Origin of the sequence: Haloterrigena alkaliphila (genome assembly GCF_017352155.2) — an archaeon.
GTDB lineage: Archaea > Halobacteriota > Halobacteria > Halobacteriales > Natrialbaceae > Haloterrigena > Haloterrigena alkaliphila.
Genome location: NZ_CP071462.1, coordinates 3,317,038 through 3,336,050 on the forward strand (window position 1 = coordinate 3,317,038; position 19,013 = coordinate 3,336,050).

Genomic DNA, 19,013 nt, shown 5'->3' on the forward strand with positions numbered 1-19,013 from the left:
CCTCCGCGAGGACTCGCGGACTCACGACGCGCCCGCTCTATGCGTGTCGCCGTGCGCTCACCCGAAGACGTCCTCCGCGTCGATGCGCGCGCCGAGGATGTGCCGAAGACCGACGACCAGCCCGTGATCCGGGCCCTTCGCCCAGATGGCCGTCTCCTCGACCTGCCCCGGGCGGGGCTGCTCGGTGACGGCGCCGAGCAGCACCGATCGCCGATCGACCATGACGATTCGGCTGAAGCGCTTGGTCTCGAGGGTCGACGAATCGGCCGCGAGGTCCGTGACGGCGACCGTCGCGTCGGGAACCGCCGACGCGACCCGCTCTTCGGTGTCCTCGGTTCCGGATTCGACGATCACGTCGACGCCGCGATCGCTCGCCGCCGCCAGCGCCTCGAGGAGTTGGGTCTCCAGCACGTCGCCCTCGGCCAGCAGGACGTAGATCTCCTCCTCGACGTCATCGAGAAACTCGTTGATTCGATTGGAGACGTGCTCGTGGTCGGCGATCGCCCACGCGCCCTTCTCCTCGAGGTCGTTCGACTGGCGCAGCCCCGAGAGCGCCTCGTCGGCCGACGCGATCGTCGACTCGTACTGCTCCCGGAGCGCCTCGAGGGCTGCGTTCTTCGAAATCGCCCGGTACTCTCGGGGCTCGGATTGCTGGACGTCGACTAGGCCCCGACGGTGGAGCCGGTCGACCGCGTCGTAGACGCGCGAACGCGGCACGTCCGAGAGCGTGGCGATCTCCGAAGCGGTCGCCGTCGCGACCCGCGAGAGCGCGACGAAACAGCGCGCCTCGTACTCGGTCAGCCCGAGTTCCGTCAGGAGACCGACTGCCTGCTCTTCGGTAGGCATGGTCGGACGTTCTCCGGCACCCTACTGGGGCTGAGGCCTGCGCGTGCCGGCATCGACCGCCGTCTCGAGGGCACACGCCCGCGCGAGCAGGTCGGCGCCGGCCCCGCGGAGGGAGACGGTGTTCTCGTCGGGATTAAAGTCGACGGCGCCGTCGGCCGCCAATTTCGGGACGTGGACGTGGCGCAGGGCGATCCGCACCCGGCGGCGGGTGCCCAGCAGCGCGTCGCCGCACTCGGCGATCGCGCCGCGTCGGTGGTCCTGTTCCTCGAGAGTCATGTGATCGGCGAGATCGGAGAGCGAGACCGCCTCCTCGCAGTCTTCGAGATAGCGGAGGATACTCCGACGGCGGGGATCGGCGAGGAGGTCGACCGTCGACCCCGTCTCGTCGGCCGATCCCGCGGCCCCGACCGGCGTCAGGGACTCGGGATCGGAAATCACGGGAAGCATACCCGGCTTTGGGAGCGTTCCTATTTGTGCACGCCGCCAAATCAGTCAGGTATCCGCGCGGACGGGACCGTCGCGAACCGCCGACCGTCCCGAAAAGTGGGGAGTTAGATGTAGCCCTGATCGAGCAGCAGTTCGCCGTTGAGCACGCTCGCGCCGGCGGCGCCGCGGATGGTGTTGTGTGCGAGACAGTTGTACTGGAGGCCGAACGGCGACTCCTGGAGGCCACCCGCGGCGACGGCCATTCCGCCGCCGAGCGTGCGGTCCATCCGGGGCTGGGGCCGGTCGGGTTCCTCGAAGACGTGGATGAGCGGCTCCGGCGAGGAGCGCAGGTCGAGCGACGGGTACTCGCGCATGGCCTCGGCGGCCGCGTCGGCGGTGAGGTCCTCCTCGGTCTCGACCCAGACGTTCTCGAGGTGGCCGTCGATGGTCGGGATGCGGTTACAGGAGGCGGCGACCTCCATGCCGTTGTGGGTCAGTTCGGCGCCGTCGAACTCGCCGAGCAGTTTCCGGGACTCGGTCTCGAGCTTGTCCTCCTCGCTGCCGATGTAGGGGATGGCGTTGTCGATGATCTCCATCGAGGTGACGCCGTCGTAGCCCGCGCCGGAGACGGCCTGCAGCGTCGAGACGTGGACCTTCTCGAGGCCGTAGTCGGTCAGCGCCGCGAGGGTGGGGACGAAGGTGATCGTCGAGCAGTTGGGGTTCTTGACCATCGCGCCGTCCCAGCCGCGCTCGTCGCGCTGGACCTCCAGCAGGTCGATGTGTTCGGGGTTGACCTCCGGGATCACGAGCGGAATATCGTCGTCCATCCGACCGTTCGAGGAGTTCGAGGAGACGACGTAGCCGGCCTCGCAGAACCCGGGCTCGACCTCCGCGCCGACGCTCGAGGGGAGCGACGAGAAGATGAGGTCGACGTCGTTCGGGACGTCGTCGGGGTCGGTCTCGCGGACGGTCATGTCGGCGACGTCGTTCGGAATCGGGCTGTCGACGCGCCACTTCGCGGCCTGGCGATACGACTTGCCCGCGCTGGATTCGCTGGCGGTCAGTGCTGCGATCTCGAAGTCGGGGTGTGGATCGAGAAGCTGGATCAGTCGCTGTCCGACGGCACCGGTCGCACCGAGGACGCCTGCTCGTACTGCCATTTTCCGGCACTCCGGGACGAGTCCGCAAAACCGTTTGGGTTTGGTCTTGCGATTCGACCGACGGCCGCTTCGCGTCGGTCAGCCGACTCTCGGCCGGAGTCGCGACGACCCCCGTCGGCCGCGCATAGAAGCCATTAAGAAAACGGAGTGAAATCTATCGACCGATGCACGTACTACAGGTTCGATCGGACGCGGGGTGGTCCCGGTGACGAACTCGACCGCGAGTTCGAGCGGCGTCGGCCCGTTCGACTCGCTGTTCCAGACCGGTGCCGCAGTCGTCTCGGCGATACTCTTTCTCGCCGCGATTTTCGTGGGCTGGACGGGGTATTCTGGCGGCTTCATCCCCGTCACCGGCACGGAACTGAGCGTCGTCTCGGGCGCAGTCGGGCTCATGCTCCTGAGCTTCTTCGGCCTCGTCGCACTCGTCGCCGCGTTCTTCATGGAATCCGGCTTCGACCACTGACGACTCGCGTTCGGTGCCGATCGGTTCTTCGGTCCAGCCGCTCCCTCGAAAGCGGCGGTACCGTCGACGGTGACCGCTCACCGCTGCCCCGCTAGCGACGCGAGCGTCGCGGCGCCGATACCGTCGGCTCGAGAGCGCGTGAACGCGAGACAAAAGCGCCGGCTTATGCGGTCGCCGCCTGGGAACTCTTCTTCCGGGTGACGTAGCCCGCGATCCGGTTGCGAACGCCCTTGGACTCGACGTTGGTGAGCTTGCTGACGCTGTCTTTGTTCTGTTCGAAGTCGGTCGTAAACGCGTCCGGATACCGCTCCAGGAGGAGGGTCCCGGTCTTCTTGACGTAGGCCGGTTTGATTGCCATGTGGGGAGGTTCCGTCCAGAGGCTCTTAATGCCTTTCTCTTCGACCGTGCGACGCGGGACGCAACGTGAGACACTGTCGCCGCCGGCGGTCGGCGGCCCGATCGCGTCGCTCGCTTACCACTCCGCGTGCTCGCGAACGCGCTCGAGCGCCTCGCGCTCGCGCGGCCCGCCGGCGCGGTCGACGACCGACGCGCAGTACGCGAGGCGTTCCCGGAGTTCGTCGTCGTCGTAGCCCGCCACGCCGAGTCGCGACGCGGCGACGGTCGCCTCGACGACGGCGCCGAACCCGCGGTCGACGGTCGGCACCCTCGTCGACTCCACGGCGGACTCGAGGAGGCGGAGCGCCCACTCCTCCCATTCGGTTCCCGCGTCGGTCCCCGACTCGAGGGGGTCGACGGCGACGCGAACCCACGCGCTGGCGGACTCGAGGAGCGGCTCCTCGCGCTCGACGATCGAGAGCGCGGCGTCGGCGAAGACGACTGGATCGTCGACGAACTGCACGTAGCCCTCGCCCCGCCGGTGAAAGTTGCCTCGGGTGCGGGTCCGGCCCCACGTGCGCGCGGTGACGTACTCGTTGGCAGCGCGTCCGCCGTCACTGGCGTCGTTAGCGGCGGGTCCGTCGTCACCGGCGTGGTCCTCGTCGCACGTCTCGCCGTCGGGGGCGAACACCCCGAGTGCCGCGAAGTTCCACAGGCCGTTCGGTCCGCGGGTCGCCACGACGGTTTCGGTGACTCCCGACAGCGGAACGGGCCAGTCGGCGGTAGCGGACCCATTGGGGCTCGAGTCGCGCGCGCCTCGGTCGTCGGGCCGCGACTCCTCGGCGGTCATACCGCGATCGCCTCCCGCTCGAGGGCGATGAACAGCCCCGCGGCCGTGACGTCGGCGGTCGTCCCCGGATTGACGCCGCGGGCGACGAGGTCGTCCGCGAAGGTCTCGACCGCGTCGGGGTCGGTCTCGAGGGCGTCGCGCTCGAGCAGTTCGGCCGCGCGGTCGCTCACCTCGCGGGCGACGGCCTCGCCGCTACGGGTCGCGACGAGCGTGTCGGGACGGTCGGCCAGCAGCGACAGAAAGACCGCGGCGGTTCGCTTCGTCACCGGCGCGTCCGGATCGGCGTCGGCGAGCCGTTCGGCGGCGGCAAAGGAGCGCTCGAAGCCGGTCACCCACTCGCGGGCGACGTCGTCGCCGGGGACGCTGCGCTCCATCACGTCCAGCAGCGTCAGCCCCCGGTCCTCGAGGGCCGGGACGGCGTCGCTCCCGCGGCGGACGTCCAGCGGTTCCATGTCCGCGGGCGGGTCGCCGACGAAGACGTCGACGCGGTCGAACGCCCGGTAGAAGTCGGCCGCGTCGGCGACGGTGGTGTCCTCGCAGACGGCCTCGACGGTCGGCTGGGCCAACTCCTCGCGAGCGGCCCGGACCAGCGGCACGAGCAACAGCAGCGAGCCGAACTGGGTGTTGCCCCCGCCCTGTTCGGCCATTCCCGCGACGGCGCGTTCGAAAGCCGCGCCGACCGCCGCTCCGTCTCCGGCCAGTTCGAGCCCCTCGCGGGCCCCGACGGCGCCCGCCAGAAAGTGTTCGAATCGCAGGTCCTCGAGGTCGCGGTGGCGATCCACGTTCCCCGGCTTGGGGGTGCCCGCGACCTCGAGCAGCAGCGCCAGTTCCGCGTTCCGCGCCGGCGTTCGCATGGATCGGGCTACGGGCGGGGAGGGTTTAGGCGTGTGCTTCTGATCGTTCGACACTCGATGGCTCGAGGTGCGTACTGGAGGTTCGCGTACTGGTGGTTCGAAGCGGGTTGGGACGGGGAAAGTGTGCTGCTATCGTGGCAACAGGGAATCGCCACACTCTCCCCAGCCGATTCGCTCGTTTCACTCGCTCATCCCTCGCACGACGTTACCGGTGCGCCTTCGTAGTACTCAGGCGCCCCGTCAGCGCGCGCCACCGCACGCCGACTGGGCACTATCAGCGATAGACGTCCTGATAGGCCTCGCGATACTCCCGGAGCGCGATCCGCGCCCGGCGTCGCGAGGTGAAGCCGAACCCGACCGCCGGACAGTCCTCGCTCGGACACGCCCAGGTGAACGTCTCCGAATCCGGGTCTCTGGTGACCGATACGTCCGCGTCGCACCGGGGACACTGCCAGCCCCAGCGCATATTCCCTGCGTACTCGTTCGGTCGCCCCATCTGGTTCTACGTTCGGGTCGTCTTCGCGTCTGAAGTGTCTCGACATGCATATCGTGGCGCTTTATTATAGGTCGACGAATCTGACGGTCCGGTATCGATGCGCTCCCCGACTTCCGGACAGCCTAATCGCCTGAGAATCAGAGGACCCGGCCGTCTGAGTGGCTGAGTAGCCGATCATCTGATAATCCGGCCGTCTAAGTACCCAACCGCTCGAGCGCGTTACCGCGACGACCGCGCCTCGAGCCCGAGGTGTCGATCCACGGCCTCCCGAACTCGCTCGAGCACGGCGGGGTCGTCGCTGGGACGGCCGACGCTGACCGCGTCGGCGCCGTACTCGACGTACTCCCGGACGGTCGCGTCGTCGCGGACGCCGTTGTTGGCGACGACGAAGAGATCGGTGGCGTCGACGACGTCCGCGATCACCGACTCGGAGTCCATCGCGTCGACGTGGACGTAGTCGGCGCCCGCGTCCTCGAGGGCGACCGCCAGCGCGGGGAGGTCGACGCCGGAGACCTCGGCGCGGACCTTCACGCCGACGGTGGCGCCGGTGTCGGCCGCTCGGCGGACGTAGGTAGAGAGGCGCTCGCGGTCGCGCAGGAGCGTCTCGCCGCAGCCGACCGCGCAGAGCTCGTCCTGCCGGCAGTGGGCGTTGATCTCGAGGAAGGCGTCCCGGTCCCGGCAGATCCGCGCCGCGTCGGCGACGGGGTCCGGGGTCGCACTCCGGACGTTGAACCCCGGCTGGACGGGCGCGTCCTCGAGGCCGGCGAGCTGGCGGTCGATGAACGCCAGCGGGTCGTCGGGGAGGAACTCGTTGCGCTCGCGGGCGACGAGTTCCCGCGCCGCCGCGCGGGACTCCTCGTCGACGGCGATGCCGCCGAGGACCGCCGCGCCGGCGTACTCGGATCCGGCGCGGGCCCACTCGGCGTCGGCGTCGCCGCTGAGACTCGCGAGGGCGAGAGGGGGTGTGAACATCGGTTCGTGATTAGTCGACGATCTCGATGGCTTCGGCGACCGCGCGTGCGACCCGCGCGGCGTCCCCCGGCGAGTCGATCCGGATGTCGGTCTGGATCGTCGGCCGGTCGAACGTCGCGTCGTCGCCGTCGTCGATCACGAACGCGTCGGCGAAGGGGTAGGCCGTCGCCAGCCCCTCGGTGCTCGGCTCGGCGTTGACCGCTTCCATGAGGTCGCCGGCGGGTCCCGAGAACGCCTCGTCGCCGAGGAACGGCGAGACGGCGACGACCGTCGCCTGCCCGAGCGCGTCGGCGACGCCGGGCAGCGTCAGCATCGGGCCGATGCTCGTGACGGGGTTCGAGGGGCCGATGACGACGGTGTCCTCGAGCGCCTCGAGGACGCCCGGCGCGGGTTCGGCGTCCGACGAGCCGCGGAACTCGACGGTCTCGACGGCCGGCTCGCCCCGACGGTCGACCCAGTACTCCTGAAAGTGCATCATCCCCTCGTCGGTGTGGACGAGGCTCGCGACGGGATCGTCGCTCATCGGCAGCAGGTCTATCGTCAGCCCGAAGGCGGCGGCGAGTCGCTCGGTCGCCTCGCTCAGCGTGTGGCCCTGATCGAGCAGACTCGTCCGGGTGATGTGGACCGCGCGGTCGCGGTCGCCGATCGTCATGAACTCGCCGGTCCCCGAGAAGCGCCGCCAGTTCGCGATCTCCCGGCCCGCCGTCTGTTTGTCGTCGGACAGATACTGCGGGCCGTCGGGCAGTCCCGCGGCCGAGGCGATGTCCGACAGCGCCGCGTTGGTCCGGTGCGTGTCGCCGTCGATTCCCCACCACGTCTCGCGATCGAGTACCCCGCCACCCTGAAACAGCAGCGTATCGACGTCCGGCGAGACGAACAGCCCGCCGAGCTCGATGTCGTCGCCCGTGTTGGCGACGACGGTGGTCTCCTCCGGCGAGAACGCGGCGGCGGCACCGTCTAACAGCTTCGGCGTTCCGGTGCCTCCGGAGAGGAAGGTTACCATACGCTACACTCTCGAGCGAGGGTACTTAATCGCTTTCGGCCGCTCGCTCGCCCTCGAGCGCCCTCGCAACGGGCCCTCGTGTCGGGGGTCCGCTGCCCTAGTCGCCGATCCAGTCCGCGAAGCTCCCCTCGAGCAGCGTCTCCGACTGCCGGCGGACGTACGCGCGTTGCATCTCCTCGATCGCGGTCTCGAGCGACGCCCCGTCCTCGAGCGTCCCGCTGACCTGCGCGTGCTTCCAGCGAGCGGGGGTCACGCCCTGCCGAACCCGCCGCCGGAGCGGATAGAGGTACTTGGCGGCCTCCTCCTCGGTCAGTCCGCGGTTGGTCAGGCCGTCCTCGGCGTGGGCCAGCAGGTCCTCGTAGAGCGCGAGGCAGTCGGTCGTCTCCTTCCCGTCGTTGGTGATCCAGGTTAGCTCGGCCTCGAGGCCGTCGACCATCGCCGAGTAGAAGTTCTCGCGGGCGATCTGCCAGTCGAGTTCGACGACGGGGTGCTCGAGCCGAGTGAGGCTCTCCATAAGGCCGGCGAAGGCGGCGAGGAAAGCCACGGAGTCGCGGACGGTCGGCTGGGCCGGAATGGGACGAAACTCGATTCGGGCGTTCGCGGCCGAGCGCGTCGGGCCGCCGAAGACGGGGCGGACCCACCGCCAGTAGGTGCCGTGCTTGCGCCGAAAGTGGGGGAACTGGTCGTCGAAGCGCTCGCCGGGTTCGACCGGCATCGGCACGATGGTGTCGTCGGCGGCGATCCGGTCTATGGCCTCGTCGACGGTCTCGAGGTCGCGGGGGAACCGGACCTTCCCTTCGCCCGTCGTCGGGTCGTTCAGGACGGTTTCGAAGACGCTGATCCGGTGTTCCATCCAGCACTCGTCGAGGATCTCGTCGGCGGTCGCGTCCTCGTCGTACAGATCCGCGGGGAAGAACGGCGAGTTGACGCCGAGTGCGAGCAGCGGGCCAGCGACGCGCACGGCGTAGTTGAAGTAGTCGGGGAGGTCCGGCGCGTGGGCCACCTGGTAGTGGGGCTGAATCGACGTGATGAGGCTCTCCGGCATGACGGTATCGGCCTGCAGGGAGACGTTGGGCGCCTCGATGCACATGCCGGCGGACTCGGCCTGATCGGTGTTGGCCATCGCGTGATAGCGGGCCGAGTCGCTCATGTTGGTCGCGATCCGGAACGACCGTTCGGTGCCGTCGGCGTCGGTCGTCGTCCGCTCGACGCTGTCGGTGAGGTAGGTCGCCGCGTCCTCGCCTTCCGGCGGAATCGTCCAGAGCGCGTCGCTGACCAGCCGCATCCGCTCGGAGTCGGTGACGTTCAGCGCCGTCCGCAGGCGCGCTTTGACCTCCGACTCCTGGGCGGCGATCCCGTGGGCGTTCAGCGGCTGCGGGCTGGTCGTCATCTCCGCGTTGTGGAGTCCGAGTTCCTTCTCGAACCCGATGAGTTCGAGCAACCGGCGGGGAACCCGTCGGAGCGCGCAGTCGTCGTTCTTGACCGCGTAGAACTCGTACTCGAAGCCGACGATGGCCTGCGGGTTGTCGAAGACGCCCTCGTCGACGGCGTCTTTGATCACCGCGGCGTCCCGCTCGGCTCGCTCGCGAAACTCCTCGGCGTCGACCGCGAGCACGTCTGCGACCCGCGCCGCGAGTTCCTCTGCTGGCATACCTCCGTGTGCGCACCCGACTGCCTTGAAAGTCGTCATTGTGGCGGAGTGCACCGACCGACGAACGGCTCTCCGTAGCCACGCTCGAGGAACCGCTGTCCGTTTTCGAGCCGTCTCAGAACCGTTTTACTTCCGCCGGCGATACACTCCGTCGATGGAGTTCGCCACGTTCGCCGACCGGGCCGCCGCGATCGAAGCCGAACCCGCCGACCTCGAGAGCATCGCCCTCGTCAGCGAGTTGCTCGACGATGCGGGGGACGATGTCGAGACGGTCGCCCGGTTCGTTCAGGGACGCGTGTTCCCGGCCTGGGACTCGACGAAACTCGACATCGGCCCGTCGACGTGTTACGAGGCGATCGCTCGAGCGGCCGGGACGAACGTGAGCAGCGACGACGTCGAGGAGCGACTGGCCGAGGTCGGCGAGATCGGCGCGGTGGCCGCGAGCTACGACTTCGGCGGCCAGCAGGGACTCGGCGCCTTCACGGGGGGCGGCGGGTCCGACGACGGCAGCTCTGGCGATGGGTCCGACGACCGCGGCTCCGGCTCCGGCGGTGGCGGAACCGCGGGCGGCGACCTCACCGTCGGCGAGGTCGCCGACACGCTCGCGGACCTCGCCGCCGCCGAAGGGTCGGGGAGTCAGGACCGCAAGGTCGACCTCCTCTTCGGGCTCTTCAACCGCTGCTCGAGCGAGGAGGCCCGCTACCTCGCCCGACTCGTCCTCTCGGAGATGCGCATCGGCGTCGGCGAGGGCACGGTCAGGGACGCGATAAGCGAGGCGTTCGACGTCCCCACGGAGCGCGTCGAGCGCGCTCTGCAGGTGTCGAACGACTACGGACAGGTGGCCCGCGTCGCCCGCGACGAGGGCCTCGAGGGACTCGATTCGATGGCCCTCGAGGTCGGGCGGCCGGTTCAGGCGATGCTCGCGCAGGCGGGGACGGTGACCGACGCGCTCGAGGAGTGGGACGAGGCCGCCGTGGAGTGGAAGTACGACGGGGCCAGAATCCAGTTGCACCACGATCCGGCGAGCGGCGGTAACGGCGAGTCGGCGGGTGAAACCCGCGTCTTCTCGCGAAACATGGAGGACGTCACCGACGCGCTCCCCGAAGTCGTCGAGTTCGCCGAGGAAACCCTCGAGGAGCCCGCGATTCTGGACGGCGAGGTCGTCGCGATCGACGAGGACGGCGCCCCGCTCCCCTTCCAGGAGGTGCTCAAGCGCTTCCGGCGGAAACACGACGTCGCGAAGGCCCGCGAGGACGTGACGGTTCGCCCCGTCTTCTTCGACTGCCTGCACGCTGGCGGCGAGGACCTGCTCGAGGAGCCGCTGACGGCGCGCCACGACCGATTGCGGGCGGTGCTCGCCGACGGTGACGACAACGCGTCCCTCGAGGACGCGACCGTCGACGACGAGCGAGATATCGAGGGGCTCTCCCTGCTCTGGACCACCGACGACCCCGACGAGATCGAGTCCATCGACGCCGGGGCCCTCGAGGCGGGCCACGAGGGGATCATGCTCAAGGATCCCGACTCGACCTACTCGCCGGGACGGCGGGGAAAGCACTGGCGGAAGCGCAAACCGGACGTGGAGACCCTCGATTGCGTCGTCACCGGCGCGGAGTGGGGCGAGGGTCGCCGGGCGACGTTCCTCGGCACGTTCGAACTCTCCGTCCGCGACGGTGACGACTTGGAGACGGTCGGGAAGGTCGCGACCGGCATCACCGACGAGAAACTCGCGGAGTTGACCGAACTGCTCGAGCCACACATCGCGCAGGAGGAGGGACAAGCGGTCGACCTCGAGCCCGCGGTCGTCTTCGAGGTCGGCTACGAGGAGATCCAGACCTCGCCGACCTACTCGTCGGGCTACGCGCTGCGCTTCCCGCGGTTTCAGGGCGTCCGTCACGACAAGGATTCCGAGGGTGCCGACTCGATCGAGCGGATCGAACGCCTTCGGGAGTGAGCGCCGCACCACGGAGCTATATAGCACTACTAGTTAGGTTTACGATACATCGGCCGGATCGAAGACGTATGCCCTCCAGACGGATGATGCTGTCTACGGCTAGCGCCGCGGCGGTCGGTGCGCTAGCCGGCTGTACGTTGGTCTCGTCGGATCGAGGCGTCGACGGATACGTTCAACTGAAGTCGATCGAGGCGTGGAAGCGTGATTCGGAAGGCGGGGAACTGTTCAAGGACGTCATCATCCGCGTTTGGCCGAAATCGCAGCCAGGCCCGTACGAGCCGGAACTGAAGATCCTCGACGACGAGTGGGCCGACCGGTTCGACACGCCCCTCGAACCGGTCGTCTCCGACGAGTTACACGACGACCTCGATCGGGCCTACGAAATCCTCCAGTACACGGTCGGCGTCTGTAGCGAGGAGTGGGTCGACAACTACGATGACGGCGACGAGATAGTGTGCTATAACGCACCGGTCTCTCGAGGGGAATTCAACACGGCGCAACTCTACGATCACGTGCGTGCGTCGTACGAGAACCACGAACTCTCGATCCACTCGCGGGAGGGGGAGTGGACGTTCGACTCGGAGTAACTGAAAGAGCGGTGGCCGACCCCGAGGCGGTTCTCGCGGTCGCTTCGGGACGTTCGCCGCGACGCTCCTTCTGTTGGCGGTCGTCGAGGACTTCCTCGCGGGCCTCGAGCGAATCGGTCGGCTCCCGGACTGAACCGTCACCGTCGTGGAGTCACAGCGATCGGGCCGAACAACTCCCCGCGACGAAGACAGGTAAGCACTCTTAAGACCCACGCCCGACAGCATGCTCGTATGCAACCGCGCGACCTGGCCGATCACGTCGCCTACGAGGCGGGTCGAGGCATCGAGGAAGTCGCCCGCGAACTCGGGCGCGACCCCTCGGAGTTCGTCAAACTCGCCTCCAACGAGAACCCGCACGGCCCCTCCCCCGCGGCCGCCGTGGCGCTCCGCGAAGCCGCCTCGAGCGTCAGTTCCTATCCGAAAGCCGCCCACGCCGACCTGACCGCCGCGATCGCCGACCGCTGGTCCGTCTCGGACGACCAGATCTGGCTGGCCAACGGCGGCGACGGCGCGATCGACTACCTCCACCGGGCCGCGCTCGAGCCAGACGACACCGTCTGCGTCCCGACGCCCGGCTTCGCCTACTACGGGATGAGCGCCCGCTACCACCACGGCGAGGTCCGGGAGTACGCCCTCGAGCGCGCAGACGACTTCGCACAGACAGCCGACACCGTCCTCGAGAGTTACGACGGCGACCGGGTCGTCTGGGTCATCAGCCCGCACAATCCGACGGGGTCGACGATGCCCCTCGAGGAGATCGAGCGGCTCGCCGACGAGACCGACGAGGAGACGCTGGTCGTGGTCGACGAGGCCTACGGCGAGTTCGCCGACCGCGATAGTGCGGTCGCCCTGATCGAGGGCCGCGACGGGTTCGACGCCCGCGACGATATCGCCGTCCTCCGGACGTTCTCGAAGGCTTACGGGCTGGCCGGCGTGCGACTCGGCTACGCCGTCGTCCCCGACGAGTGGGGCGCGGCCTACGCCCGCGTGAACACGCCGTTCGCGGCGAGCGAACTCGCCTGTCGGGCCGGCCTCGCCGCGATCGACGACGACGAACACGTCGAGCGGACCGTCGAGACGGCCCGCGAGTCACGCGCGTCCATGCGCGAGAATATCGACGCCCGCGTCTGGGAGAGCGAGGGCAACTTCGTCCTCGTCGACGTCGGCGACGCCACCGCGGTCGCCGAGGAGCTGCAACAACGCGGCGTCATCGTCCGCGACTGCTCGAGCTTCGGGCTGCCGGCCTGTATCCGCATTACCTGTGGCACCACCGAGGAGACCGAGCGCGCCGTCGAGACGCTCAACGAGGTGCTCGCGGATCTCGGCCTCGAGACCGACGGCGGGGAGGAGACTCCCGGTACGGACGATACCCCCGACGCGGACGACGGCGACGATCCCACCAACGCAGACGACGGCGACGACCCCACCGAGGCGGAGGTGGTCGACACGTGAGAGTCGCCGTCACCGGCACCCCGGGCACCGGGAAGACGACCGCGAGCGAACTGCTCGAGTCCCGGTTCGGGGCCGACGGTTCGGCCGCGGACGCGGACTCGACGCCGGAGTCGGACGACGACTCGGCGCCGGCCCTCGAGGTGATTCACCTCAACCGCGTCCTCGAGGACGAGGGGCTCTACACGGAGGTCGACGCCGACCGCGAGAGCAAGGTGGCCGACCTCGACGCGCTCGCGACCTGGCTCGAGGGCCGCGACGACGTCCTGATCGAATCCCACCTCGCCCACCACTTCGCGGTCGATCGGGTCGCCGTGTTGCGGTGTGACCCGGACACGCTCGAGGAACGACTGCTCGAGCGCGGCGAGACCGAAGCGAAGGCGACCGAAAACGCAGAGAGCGAGGCCCTGGACGTCATCCTCTCCGAAGCGGTCGACGAGCACGGCCTCGAGTCGGTCTACGAGATCGATACGACCGAGCGCGAGCCGGCCGACGTCGCGGACGCCCTCGAGGCGGTCGTGACCGGCGAGCGCGAACCGAGCGCCGGCGACGTGGACTTCGTGGGGTACCTGACATGACGCTGGACAAACTCAGACCGTACGTCTCGGGCTTCCTCGACCCGTTCGTCAAAGGATTCGACCGCGTCGGGATGACGCCCGACGGCGTGAGCGTGCTGGCCTTCGGCATGGCCGTTCTCGCGGCGGCCGCGTTCGCGCTGGGCGGTCGCGCGGATCCGATCTGGTACGTCGCAGCCGCGACGCTGGTCTTCCTCAACGGCTGGCTCGACATCATCGACGGCGCCTTGGCCCGCGAACAACAGGTCGCCTCCGCGGGGGGCGACCTCCTCGATCACGTTCTCGACCGCTACGCCGACATCGTCGTCATCGCCGGCTTGGCCGCGGGCATCGGGGACTACCTGCTGGGCTTCGCCGCCGTGACTGGCGTCGTGATGACCTCCTACCTCGGGACGCAGGCCCAGGCGGTCGGCCTCGACCGCGTCTACGGCGGGTTGGTCGGCCGCGCCGACAGGCTGGCGATCATCGGTATCGTCGGCTTCCTCGCCTACCCGCTGGCGGAGGCGAGTCCCGGCGGATTCACGGTGATCGGCTGGCTGCTGATCTTCCTCGCGGTCGTCGGTCACGTGACCGCGCTCCAGCGGTTCTTCCACTCCTGGTCGGCGCTGGACTGACCGGCCGCCCGTCGGTCGTTCGGTACCGGCCGACTGGCCTTCGTTCGGTAGTACGCCGCATGGTTTATCACTCGCCGCGATATAGACACCTGCATGGTCCAGTGCGAGATGTGTGGCGCCGAGACGTCGTCTCCGAAGACAATCAAGGTCGAGGGCGCGAAACTCGACGTGTGTTCGAACTGTACCGATTTCGGTACCGAGGTAAAGCAACCCTCGAGCTCGAGCACCTCGACGAAGTACTCGACCGGGTCGGGATCGTCGTCCAGTTCTGGCGGGAATTCGAGCGGATCGGCCTCGAGTTCGTCCTCGAGCTCCGGCGGCTCGAGTTCCCGGCAGCGGTCGGATATGTTCGACGACATGGACGAACTCGCGACCGACTACGACGATCTGGTCCGCAACGCCCGCGAGGAGAAGGGGCTGAGCCAGTCGGATCTGGCCAACGAACTCAACGAGAAGGCGAGCCTGATCCGGAAGATCGAACGCGGCGACACGCTTCCCAGCGACCGCGTCCAGTCGAAGCTCGAGAACTTCCTCGAGGTCGATCTGAACGCCGAAGGGGGATCCAGCGAGAACTCGGAGTGGTCCGGCGGCTCCTCGTCGGGCAGTTACACGCTCGGTGACGTGGTCAAACGGAAGGACTGACGCGGTAGCGAGGCGTTCGTCGTCGCAGTCGGCGGTCGGCGATCGCGACGGGCTCCCGATTCGTGCGTCGGCGACTCGCAAACTATTTCTTTCGCGCGGAAGGCTGTGCTCGTATGTTCGTCCTCGTTAACCTGAAGACCTACCCCTGCGATCCGGTCGCGGTCGCCGAAGCCGTCCGCGACGTCGACGAGTCGACCGACGCCCGCCTCGCGGTGGCCCCGCAGGCGGCCCACATCGAACGCGTGGCCGAGACGGGCGCCGAGACGTGGGCCCAGCACGTCGATCCGATCGAGCACGGCAGCAACACCGGCCACACGCTGGCCGAGTCGGTCGTCGATGCGGGGGCGGTCGGGACGCTGATCAACCACTCCGAGCAGCGACTCAAACTGGCCGATATCGACGGCTCGGTCCGCGCCGCCGAGCGCGCGGACCTCGAGACCGTCGTCTGCGCCAACAACGCAGAACAGATCGGCGCCGCGGCGGCGCTCGGTCCCGACGCGGTCGCCGTCGAACCGCCGGAACTGATCGGGACCGGAACGCCGGTCAGCCAGGCCGATCCCGATATCGTCGAGGACGCCGTCGAGGCGGCCGCGAACGTCGATAGCGAGGTGTCGGTCCTCTGTGGTGCCGGCATCAGCACCGGCGACGACGTCGTCGCGGCCGGCGACCTCGGCGTCGAAGGCGTCCTGCTGGCCAGCGGCGTCGCGAAGGCCGACGATCCGCAGGCGGCGCTCGAGGACCTCGTCGAACCGCTCTGAACCGGCCGCGATCGATTCGCGACTGGTCGAACCGAACCGCGTCACCTGAACCGCGCAAACCGGACCGCACCAACGGAACCGCGTCCGACGACTTTTCTCCGTGCTCGCGGTACCCCATTGCATGACCGACGCGCATCCCGTCGACGTCGCACTCGAGAACCGGCTGATGGGCCGGGGGATCTACGTGACCGACTGCGAGTATCGCCCGCCCGACGGCGATGTGGGCGACGCCGATTCGTCGGAGGGCGACGTGGACGACACCGATCCGTCCGCCGGCCACACGGACGATACTGATCTGTCCGACGACAGCCTCGTCACGCCGCCGGACGGGACCGGACTCGTGCTCGAGTACGAGACCGTCTCCGAAACGGCCGGGGTGGAGAGCGGCGAGGTCGGTACCGTCGTCCGGACGGTACTCGACGTCGCCGCCGAACGCGAGTGGTCGCCGGGGCGTCTCGAGGCGACGTCGCTGACGACCGACGGGGACGTCCGGGGGCACTGGCACGTCGAGCGGGACTGGTTCGATCGGCTCGGCATCGGGCTGGACGACCTCGAGTTCTCGCAGCGCGTTCTCGAGACGAGACGGTCGGACGCCGCCGAAAAGTAGGTAGATTAATACTGTCTCACACACGTACCTGTCGTAGATCGCAAATGACCGGAGAACAGATCTACGTCTCGCACGCGCCCGGCGACCTCGAGCTCGTCCAGGAGCTGTTCTCGACGGTCAAGAACTTCCCCTTCGGCGTCCACATCGCGCTCGAGGAGGTCGAGTCCGGTCGCTCGCGAAAACGACTCGAGGGGCGCGTCGCGAACAGCGACGTCGTCGTCGCGGTGCTGACCGACGACTCGGCCGATAATCGGTGGATCAACCAGGAGATCGGCTACGCGACGGCCAAGGGGATTCCGGTCGTCCCGCTCTACGAGCACGAGCGCCACCGCGGAGGCTTCATCGACGGCGTCGACGGCGTGACGATCGATCGGCAAAACCCGTCGTTTACGATCTTCAACCTGGTCAGCCGGCTGCGGAGCGAACTCGCCCCGCTGGGCGCCCTCTCGGTGCCCAACTGGTACATTCGATTCCCGTGTACGATTCCCGACTGCGGCCACCAGGTCACGCTCGAGATCGAGGACGGTCAGACGAAACTCTGGACGCGATACAAGCACGGTAAACCCCTGCGAACGACGTGTGGGGACTGTGACTCGACGTACTACTTCGATCCGGCGACGATCGGCTACGTCCGCCGGGAGGACGCCGTCCAGTGAGCGGTGTCGCTCGTACTCAGTCGCCTTCTAATCAGTCGTCCTCGAGCCGTTCGTAGGCGTCTCTGACCAGTTTGAACGCGGACCGACTGCCGCTCTCCCGGTCGGGATGGGCGCGTTTGACTTGCCGGTGGAACGCCTCGCGGAGCTCGTCGTCGGTCGCTCCCGTTTCGACACCGAGCACCTCGCGAGCCTTCGTTTTCCGCATGTCGACGTCTTTGACGATTCCGTCGTCCTCGGCGCGCGCCTTGCAGTCGGGACAGAGCCGCTCCGTTCGGTCGTCGACGGTCGTCACGCGGTAGAGTTCGGCGGCGACCCACTCGTTACACTGGGTACAGAGCGATTCGTCGCCCGTCTCGGTCTGGTCCTCGATGTCGGCGCCGCGGTCGTCGGCCGTATTGGTCGACTCAGTCGCCTCTCTACCCGTCCCGTCTTCGGTCGTTCTACCGGGGGCCTCGGCTACACAGGCCGGACAACAGGAGAGAACGGTCCCGTCCTCGAGCACGATATCCTCGAGTTCGGCCTCGAGGACGGTGCTGGTACAGCCGTCGCAGGTGGCCCGCAGCTGGTCGAGCGAGGAACACTTCCGAGCGGCCTCGCGGGCGTGTGGCTCACACCGCGGGCAACAGGCCACCTGCTCGCCGTCCGGCATCGTGATCGCCGTCAGCTCCTCGAGGGGGACCGTTCGGCCACACCCATCGCAGCCCGCCTGACGGTCGTCGGCCACTGCCATTACGCACCCCTTCGTATTCATCCCTCATTAGTTTTCTTTTGATATGACATCTCCGAACGACCAGCGGGGCGATGCGAGTAGCCCGCGGGGACACCACGGCGAAGAACCGGGACACCGATATGGATTCGGCCTCGAGAGACGGCTATGGACACGGCAGTTCGAACGGACGACCGCGCTCCGACGGTCGACCGGGAGACGATCGGACTCGGTGCGATCGACGTCGGGCTGGTGGCCACCCTGCTGGTCATCGGCCAGCTCAGTCACGGGACGAACCCCATCGACGACCCCATCCCGACGCTCGAGACGATCGCCCCCTTCGTGATCGGCTGGCTCCTCGTCGCGGTCCTCGTGGGGTTCTACACGCGCCGGCTCACGTCGGTGACTCGAGCGGCGCGGGTGACGTCGGTCACGTGGCTCGCGGCGGCGAACGTCGGCCTCCTGCTTCGACAGTCGGTGTTCGGCGAGACGGCCGCGTGGCCGTTCCCGCTCGTCATCACCGGGTTCGGATTCCTCTTGCTGGTGGGCTGGCGGGTCGGGTACGCGGCGCTCTCGGATCGACTCCGGTGACCCGCGCTCGACCCTACCGACACCCCCACGAGTACCGACACAGTCCGCGAGCCGTCTCCAGTAACTACTTGAATCGACCGTGCGACCCACGCGTATGGGCGGACGTGGGCCGAAACGGCAACTCGCGGAGAAGATCGCCGGAGAGATCACGCTGAGCGACGATCCCGGCGCCACGCTGCGCAAGTGGCGGACCGACTTCGATATCTCGCAGACGGATCTCGCGATGGAACTGGACATCTCCTCGTCGGTCATCTCCGATTACGAGAGCGGCCGCCGGGAGAGCCCCGGGATCGGCGTCGTCCGCCGCCTCGTCGACGGGCTGCTCTCGATCGACGAGCGCCGGGGCGGCGACCGCATCAGACAGTACGGCCGGGTGCTTTCGGCCGGCTTCGACAGCGACGTCGTCTACGACCTGCGGGAGTACGCGACTTCGATCCCGCTGGCGCAGCTCTACGACGACGTCGGCGCGACCGAAATCGCCGCCGGCAGCACCGACCGCATCAGCGGCCACACGGTCATCGACAGCATCGAGGCGATCACCCGCCTCTCGAGCGAGGAGTTCTTCCGACTCTACGGCCAGAGCACGAACCGCGTCCTCGTCTTCACCAACGTCACCCGCGGCGAGGGCGTCGGCATCGCGCTCCGGGTCGTCAACCCGACGCCGAACGCCGTGATCCTCCACGGCCTCGAGGAGGACGAACTCTGGGACCACGCGGAGGAACTCGCCCGCATCGACGGCTACGCGCTCGCCGTCACGTCGGCGCCGCTGGACGATATCCTCGAGAAACTGATGACGCTCGAATAGCGGTACTCGGGC

23 protein-coding genes are annotated in these 19,013 nt (G+C 68.2%); 12 read left to right on the forward strand and 11 right to left on the reverse strand.

All coding sequences use genetic code 11. The features are described from left to right. Positions 1–57: 57 nt before the first annotated feature. The 3 genes from J0X25_RS35045 to asd form a co-directional block, all read right to left on the reverse strand. Complete coding sequence (locus tag J0X25_RS35045) at positions 58–846, reverse strand: TrmB family transcriptional regulator (RefSeq protein WP_207288503.1); 789 nt, start codon at positions 844–846, stop codon at positions 58–60. A 21-nt stretch (positions 847–867) separates the two neighbouring features. Continuing rightward, a complete protein-coding gene (locus tag J0X25_RS35050) occupies positions 868–1,293 on the reverse strand; it encodes a DUF7344 domain-containing protein (RefSeq protein ID WP_207288504.1) in 426 nt (141 codons plus the stop codon). A 104-nt stretch (positions 1,294–1,397) separates the two neighbouring features. Continuing rightward, a complete protein-coding gene (gene asd, locus J0X25_RS35055) occupies positions 1,398–2,432 on the reverse strand; it encodes an aspartate-semialdehyde dehydrogenase (RefSeq protein WP_207288505.1) in 1,035 nt (344 codons plus the stop codon). A gap of 205 nt (positions 2,433–2,637) precedes the next feature. Here asd and J0X25_RS35060 point away from each other — a divergent pair, with 205 nt between their 5' ends. Further along, positions 2,638–2,895 (forward strand): hypothetical protein, encoded by a 258-nt coding sequence (locus J0X25_RS35060; protein ID WP_207288506.1) that lies wholly within the window; start codon positions 2,638–2,640, stop codon positions 2,893–2,895. 163 nt (positions 2,896–3,058) lie between these two features. Here J0X25_RS35060 and J0X25_RS35065 read toward each other — a convergent pair whose 3' ends face one another. From J0X25_RS35065 to J0X25_RS35095, 7 genes are all read right to left on the reverse strand, one after another. Continuing rightward, entirely contained in the window at positions 3,059–3,253 is a 195-nt protein-coding gene (locus J0X25_RS35065) for a 30S ribosomal protein S17e (RefSeq protein WP_207288507.1), read from the reverse strand. Positions 3,254–3,367: 114 nt separating this feature from the next. Next, positions 3,368–4,081, reverse strand: a complete 714-nt coding sequence (locus J0X25_RS35070; RefSeq protein ID WP_207288508.1) for a DUF447 domain-containing protein — start codon at positions 4,079–4,081, stop codon at positions 3,368–3,370. Continuing rightward, complete coding sequence (locus tag J0X25_RS35075; protein ID WP_207288509.1) at positions 4,078–4,935, reverse strand: triphosphoribosyl-dephospho-CoA synthase; 858 nt, start codon at positions 4,933–4,935, stop codon at positions 4,078–4,080. Before J0X25_RS35075 ends, J0X25_RS35070 begins: the two co-directional genes overlap by 4 nt. Positions 4,936–5,209: 274 nt before the next feature. After that, positions 5,210–5,431: a hypothetical protein gene (locus tag J0X25_RS35080; RefSeq protein ID WP_207288510.1), complete on the reverse strand. Its 222-nt coding sequence runs from the start codon at positions 5,429–5,431 to the stop codon at positions 5,210–5,212. A gap of 219 nt (positions 5,432–5,650) precedes the next feature. Continuing rightward, positions 5,651–6,403, reverse strand: coding sequence for a tRNA-dihydrouridine synthase (locus tag J0X25_RS35085; protein WP_207288511.1), 753 nt, complete (start codon positions 6,401–6,403; stop codon positions 5,651–5,653). 10 nt (positions 6,404–6,413) lie between these two features. Then, positions 6,414–7,406 carry a 2-phospho-L-lactate transferase gene (cofD, locus tag J0X25_RS35090; protein WP_207288512.1) on the reverse strand — a complete coding sequence of 331 codons (993 nt, stop codon included), beginning with the start codon at positions 7,404–7,406 and terminating at the stop codon, positions 6,414–6,416. A 97-nt stretch (positions 7,407–7,503) separates the two neighbouring features. Then, the gene (locus J0X25_RS35095) at positions 7,504–9,057 is read right to left on the reverse strand and encodes a glutamate-cysteine ligase family protein (protein ID WP_207288513.1); all 1,554 of its coding nucleotides are present in this window, start codon (positions 9,055–9,057) and stop codon (positions 7,504–7,506) included. Positions 9,058–9,211: 154 nt separating this feature from the next. Between J0X25_RS35095 and J0X25_RS35100 the strand changes: the two genes are divergently transcribed. From J0X25_RS35100 to J0X25_RS35140, 9 genes are all read left to right on the forward strand, one after another. After that, on the forward strand, positions 9,212–11,011 hold the full coding sequence (locus J0X25_RS35100; protein ID WP_207288514.1) for an ATP-dependent DNA ligase: 1,800 nt from the start codon (positions 9,212–9,214) through the stop codon (positions 11,009–11,011). Positions 11,012–11,079: 68 nt separating this feature from the next. Beyond that, the gene (locus J0X25_RS35105) at positions 11,080–11,598 is read left to right on the forward strand and encodes a hypothetical protein (RefSeq protein WP_225896682.1); all 519 of its coding nucleotides are present in this window, start codon (positions 11,080–11,082) and stop codon (positions 11,596–11,598) included. 231 nt (positions 11,599–11,829) lie between these two features. Next, positions 11,830–13,050, forward strand: a complete 1,221-nt coding sequence (hisC, locus tag J0X25_RS35110; protein WP_207288515.1) for a histidinol-phosphate transaminase — start codon at positions 11,830–11,832, stop codon at positions 13,048–13,050. After that, positions 13,047–13,625, forward strand: a complete 579-nt coding sequence (locus J0X25_RS35115) for an adenylate kinase family protein (protein WP_207288516.1) — start codon at positions 13,047–13,049, stop codon at positions 13,623–13,625. Before hisC ends, J0X25_RS35115 begins: the two co-directional genes overlap by 4 nt. Then, positions 13,622–14,236: a CDP-alcohol phosphatidyltransferase family protein gene (locus J0X25_RS35120; protein WP_207288517.1), complete on the forward strand. Its 615-nt coding sequence runs from the start codon at positions 13,622–13,624 to the stop codon at positions 14,234–14,236. Before J0X25_RS35115 ends, J0X25_RS35120 begins: the two co-directional genes overlap by 4 nt. A gap of 93 nt (positions 14,237–14,329) precedes the next feature. After that, positions 14,330–14,878 (forward strand): multiprotein bridging factor aMBF1, encoded by a 549-nt coding sequence (locus tag J0X25_RS35125; RefSeq protein WP_207288518.1) that lies wholly within the window; start codon positions 14,330–14,332, stop codon positions 14,876–14,878. A gap of 113 nt (positions 14,879–14,991) precedes the next feature. Continuing rightward, positions 14,992–15,636 carry a triose-phosphate isomerase gene (gene tpiA / locus J0X25_RS35130; RefSeq protein WP_207288519.1) on the forward strand — a complete coding sequence of 215 codons (645 nt, stop codon included), beginning with the start codon at positions 14,992–14,994 and terminating at the stop codon, positions 15,634–15,636. A 121-nt stretch (positions 15,637–15,757) separates the two neighbouring features. Next, a complete protein-coding gene (locus J0X25_RS35135) occupies positions 15,758–16,243 on the forward strand; it encodes a DUF8159 domain-containing protein (protein WP_207288520.1) in 486 nt (161 codons plus the stop codon). A 44-nt stretch (positions 16,244–16,287) separates the two neighbouring features. Further along, positions 16,288–16,899: a toll/interleukin-1 receptor domain-containing protein gene (locus J0X25_RS35140; protein WP_207288521.1), complete on the forward strand. Its 612-nt coding sequence runs from the start codon at positions 16,288–16,290 to the stop codon at positions 16,897–16,899. 31 nt (positions 16,900–16,930) lie between these two features. On the opposite strand, the gene J0X25_RS35145 is transcribed toward J0X25_RS35140, so the two are convergent. Next, positions 16,931–17,629 (reverse strand): J domain-containing protein, encoded by a 699-nt coding sequence (locus tag J0X25_RS35145; protein WP_207288522.1) that lies wholly within the window; start codon positions 17,627–17,629, stop codon positions 16,931–16,933. Between the two features lie 144 nt (positions 17,630–17,773). Between J0X25_RS35145 and J0X25_RS35150 the strand changes: the two genes are divergently transcribed. Continuing rightward, the gene (locus J0X25_RS35150; protein ID WP_207288523.1) at positions 17,774–18,196 is read left to right on the forward strand and encodes a DUF3054 domain-containing protein; all 423 of its coding nucleotides are present in this window, start codon (positions 17,774–17,776) and stop codon (positions 18,194–18,196) included. Positions 18,197–18,290: 94 nt separating this feature from the next. Beyond that, complete coding sequence (locus J0X25_RS35155) at positions 18,291–19,001, forward strand: helix-turn-helix domain-containing protein (RefSeq protein WP_207288524.1); 711 nt, start codon at positions 18,291–18,293, stop codon at positions 18,999–19,001. Positions 19,002–19,013 lie beyond the last annotated feature (12 nt).